The sequence below is a fragment of the Dysgonomonas sp. Shenzhen-Wh21 genome (assembly GCF_043392705.1).
Taxonomy (GTDB): Bacteria; Bacteroidota; Bacteroidia; order Bacteroidales; family Dysgonomonadaceae; genus Dysgonomonas.
Genome location: NZ_JAIXHZ010000151.1, coordinates 1 through 4,526 on the forward strand (window position 1 = coordinate 1; position 4,526 = coordinate 4,526).

Annotated in this window: 5 protein-coding genes; 4 read left to right on the top strand and 1 reads right to left on the bottom strand. The window is 33.9% G+C overall.

Annotated features, from left to right (window positions below):
• The 4 genes from LDB17_RS10190 to LDB17_RS10205 form a co-directional block, all read left to right on the top strand.
• A partial coding sequence (locus LDB17_RS10190; protein WP_393925024.1) for a M16 family metallopeptidase occupies positions 1-386 on the top strand: 386 nt, incomplete at its 5' end.
• A 33-nt stretch (positions 387-419) separates the two neighbouring features.
• Positions 420-1,118, top strand: a complete 699-nt coding sequence (locus LDB17_RS10195; protein ID WP_252636426.1) for a porin family protein — start codon at positions 420-422, stop codon at positions 1,116-1,118.
• An 83-nt stretch (positions 1,119-1,201) separates the two neighbouring features.
• Positions 1,202-1,486, top strand: coding sequence for a hypothetical protein (locus tag LDB17_RS10200; RefSeq protein ID WP_135104098.1), 285 nt, complete (start codon positions 1,202-1,204; stop codon positions 1,484-1,486).
• Positions 1,487-1,562: 76 nt separating this feature from the next.
• Positions 1,563-2,189, top strand: a complete 627-nt coding sequence (locus LDB17_RS10205) for a viroplasmin family protein (RefSeq protein ID WP_252636425.1) — start codon at positions 1,563-1,565, stop codon at positions 2,187-2,189.
• 103 nt (positions 2,190-2,292) lie between these two features.
• Here the strand turns inward: LDB17_RS10205 and htpG are convergent, their stop codons facing one another.
• The gene (htpG, locus tag LDB17_RS10210; protein ID WP_252636424.1) at positions 2,293-4,182 is read right to left on the bottom strand and encodes a molecular chaperone HtpG; all 1,890 of its coding nucleotides are present in this window, start codon (positions 4,180-4,182) and stop codon (positions 2,293-2,295) included.
• Positions 4,183-4,526 lie beyond the last annotated feature (344 nt).

A 4,526-nucleotide genomic window follows, 5' to 3' on the forward strand; every position in this document is an offset into this window, starting at 1 on the left:
ACCAAACTGATACACTTATCTACATTTCTCTTATCACATCATATACTGATACGGGGATAACTTCAATTTATTTTGGCTGTGATAAGAGAAATGTAGATAAGTGTATCAGTTTGGTGCATAAAGAATTAAATAGATTAAGAAAAGAGAAGCTTACATCAAGTCAACTAAGCACAGCCAAGAAGCAACTTATCGGACAAATAGGAGTGATGGGAGATAATCATGAGAATCTGGCTTTAGCTCTAGGGAAGAATTTTTTGCATCATAACCACTTCAATACATTAGCAGAAACTGCTCAAAAAATAGAAGCTGTGACGGCAGAACAAATACTTGCTGTGAGTAACGAAATTTTTGATGAAAGAAGTTTGTTTACTTTAATATATGATTAATTCTCTTAACTTTGCATTAGCTATACTAACTTTATGAAAACAATCTTAAAAATATCTTTACTTATATCTTTATTTGTTTGCAGTATTGGCACTATAAATGCTCAGTATCCTAAAAAGCGTATCACTTCGGATATTCATGTAGGGTTGAACCTCGCCGGAATGGATATTAAGAATGAAAATACATATAAGCAAGCTAAAGTAGGAGTTCATATCGGATTCAATGTAAATTATAAATTTTGGAGTAATATGCAGCTCCAATCAGGATTGTTTGTAACAAAGAAAGGGCTGAAAAGACATATCCATACAGTAGAAAGAAATGGTGATATTTCTGTAACTACGTATGACGAATATTATAATGCTACAGGCAACTATATACAGATGCCGTTTAATTTAGGGTATGAATTGTATTTCACAAAGTCATGGGCATTTAATATTAATGGAGGACTTTATCTGGCTTATGGATATAAAGGAACAGGCACAACGAGTAGTGTTACCGTCATATCCGATAATATTGGGAAGCCTGTTATTACAACGGTTCCTGAGGTCGAATTTGAATCTTTTACTCCTGAGCGATGGCGAAGATTCGATTATGGTTTGAATGCCAAAGTTGGTCTGGTGTATGATATATATACAATAAACATAGGGTATGAATATGGACTATACAATATTGCATATATTGGCCCTGAATTAAGAAATCGAAACTTTTTTGTTTCGTTCGGATTCAGATTCTAGCCTATTGGTATGTGTTTTATCGTCTGAACTTTGTCTATCTAATTGTTGTTTTCTATAAATAAAAACCATCAAAAATTATAATCATGGAAAACTTGATAAAAAAACTGCAAGATGAGGTTGGGCTTACATACGAACAGGCCGTTAAAGCTGTTTCTGTAGTTAAAGATTATATGGATAAGGAAGGTCTTGATATAGACTGGGATAAATTCTTTAAAGGAAAAACAGAAGATTTTTTAACTAAGGCTAAAGATTTATTTGAAGACGTGTCGAAGCATACGCAAAGTTATACTGAAAAATTTGTAGATAAGGTTGATGAGTTTGCAGATAAGGCACGAAAAAAGGCTTCTGATTTTTTTAACGAAAAGTAATTAGAGTAATAAAAGATGTAGAATATCTGTAAGTACAGCTTACGGATATTTTTGTGATATATACTGTTGGAATAAGGTGGCGAAGAAGAATTTTTATGTGGTGTGGAATGGAGTAAAGACCGGTGTCTACTCTTCATGGGCAGAATGTAAAGCTCAGGTAGAAGGTTATGATGGTGCTATTTATAAATCATTTCCATCGAAACTAGAGGCTGAGAAAGCTTACAATGAAAGTCCTTGGTTGTATGTAGGTAAGAATGCTGAAAAAAAGAAGCAGGTTTCAATACATAATATTCCCGAGATTATAAAAGATAGCCTTTCTGTCGATGCCGCCTGTAGTGGCAATCCCGGCTTGATGGAGTATAGGGGAGTATATGTGAAGACTGGTGAGGAGGTCTTCAAACAAGGACCATTTGAACAAGGAACAAATAATATTGGAGAGTTTCTTGCTTTGGTACACGGCTTGGCTTTGTTGAAGCAGAAAGGTTTTTCTATTCCCATTTATTCAGATAGTGTAAATGCAATAAAGTGGGTAAAAGAAAAGAAATGTAAGACCAAGTTGGAACGGATTCCCGAGAATGAATCTCTTTTTTACATGATAGAACGTGCTGAGAACTGGCTTAAAACAAATACTTATACAACTACAATCCTTAAATGGAAGACTGATGAATGGGGTGAGATTCCCGCAGATTTTGGGCGGAAGTAAGCTTTAGCTTGAAAAATTTTTATAATAAACGGAGCAAAATGTCTTCTGTTTTTAGTGACATTAAGCTCCGCCATTACCTGTTTAATTTAATATATTCTGGAGATTATATATTTTCCATATTTCTCTTGATGAAGTTGCTCAAAGCTTCACCTTTTAGCATACCGTTTGACAGTAGCGCTAAATCTATCAATTGACGAATATTTTTATTCTCATTAGCATAGGCACTTACCGCCTCTTTATCTTTGTTATCTATATCTGTCATTATCTTTTTGATTAATGGATGCTCGATGTTTAACACAAGATTGTAATTGTTAGGCATTTCACCATAAAATCCCATACCCGACTGCATGGCAGACATTTCCTTCATACGGCGCATAAACTCATTCTGAGTTATTTGTATTGGTTGTGCCTTTTCGTCCAATGATTTGTAGTCGACAGTGAATTCGGTTTTATCAATCTTTGGTAGTTGAGAAGTAAAGGCTTCATTCAACTCTTCTTTTTGTTTATCAGTTAGATTGATCTCTTTACTGTCTTCTTTCAAGATCAAATTGTCCACTGTGTCGCTGTCTACTCGAACGAAACGACTCTTCTCAAATTTCTGTTCAAGCAGTCCCGCCATGTGTACGTCTAATTGACCGTCAAATAAAATTACATCATAGCCTTTGTCTTTCGCTGTGTTTATGTAAGAGAACTGCTCTTCTTTGTTGCTGGTGTATAGATAAATCAGATTGCCATCCTTATCTGTTTGATCTGAAGATATAAGTGTTTTATATTCTTCAAAAGTGAATGCTTTACCGTCAACGTTCTTCAATAAACAGAACTTTTGAGCACGGTCGTAGAATTTCTCGTCGGTAAGCATGCCATACTCAACAAAGAGCTTGAGACTATCCCATTTGTCTTCGAATTGACTACGGTCATTTTTGAATATTTCTTCCAGCCTGTCTGCAACCTTTTTAGTAATATGATTGGATATCTTTTTTACATTCTGATCACTTTGCAGATAAGAGCGAGAAACGTTAAGAGGAATGTCCGGTGAATCCAAAACCCCATGCATCAATGTCAGGAATTCGGGAACTATACCTTCTACAGAATCGGTAACAAATACTTGATTGCTATATAATTGTATCTTGTTGCGATTGAGGTCTATATTGCTCTTAACTTGAGGGAAATATAATATTCCTGTCAGCTTGAACGGATAATCAACGTTTAGATGTATCCAGAACATCGGTTCGTCAGAGAAAGGATACAAGTCTTGGTAGAATTTCTTATAATCTTCATCTTTCAAATCAGCAGGTTTGCGTGTCCATAGCGGATTTGTATCATTTATAACATTGTCTTCTTCTGTCTCTACCGATTTACCGTCTTTCCACTCTGTTTTCTTCCCAAATACTACCGGGATAGGTAAGAAACGACAGTATTTTTTTAATAGTTTGTCTACTTCTGCTTTTTCTAGGAAGTTTTTATTCTCATCATCTATATATAAAATAATGTCAGTGCCTCGTTCTGCTTTTTCTACCGCTTCTAGCGTAAATTCAGGCGATCCGTCGCAACTCCATTTTACAGCTTGGGCATTTTCTTTGAAAGACTTAGTGATGATTTCTACTTTCTTGGATACCATGAAAGATGAATAAAAACCTAATCCAAAATGTCCAATAATAGAATTAGCGTCTTTCTTGTATTTATCGAGGAACTCATTTGCTGAAGAAAATGCTATTTGATTTATGTACTTGTCTATTTCTTCATCGGTCATCCCAATACCTTTATCTGAGATTGTAAGAGTACCTTTATCTTTGTCAATAGATACACTTACCGACAAACTGCCCATTTCTCCTTTGAATTCTCCTAAAGATGCGTACGTCTTTAATTTTTGAGTAGCATCTACGGCATTAGACACTAATTCACGAAGAAATATTTCATGATCACTATATAAGAATTTTTTGATGATAGGGAAAATGTTTTCGGTCGTAACCCCAATTTTACCAGTTTTTTCCATGTTGTATAATATTTTACCAGTTATATTTGTTAATTATGTATTGTTAAGACAAAATAAATGCCAAAGAGTATCTGAGTGACAATTTGTCGTAGTATGTTAGACTTATTTTGATTAATTAATGAAGTTTATAGAAATAATTTATAACTTATATTAATATTCAAATAATATTTGAGAATGCATACTATCAGTCGATTATATATTTTGTCTTTGCTTGTTTTTCTGAAAAAAAGTATATTTTTATAAAGTTTTTTCTGGTTGATGAAAAAAAAGAGTATATTTGTTTTAAGAATTAATGAAAAGAGATTATAAAACAAAGCGTTGTTTTACTATATTTTGGCTTAAAA

Coding starts and splice junctions, on each gene's coding strand:
- LDB17_RS10200 (WP_135104098.1), top strand. CDS start 1,202: ATGGAAAACTTGATAAAAAAACTGCAAGATGAGGTTGGGCTTACATAC.
- LDB17_RS10195 (WP_252636426.1), top strand. CDS start 420: ATGAAAACAATCTTAAAAATATCTTTACTTATATCTTTATTTGTTTGC.
- htpG (WP_252636424.1), bottom strand. CDS start 4,182: ATGGAAAAAACTGGTAAAATTGGGGTTACGACCGAAAACATTTTCCCT.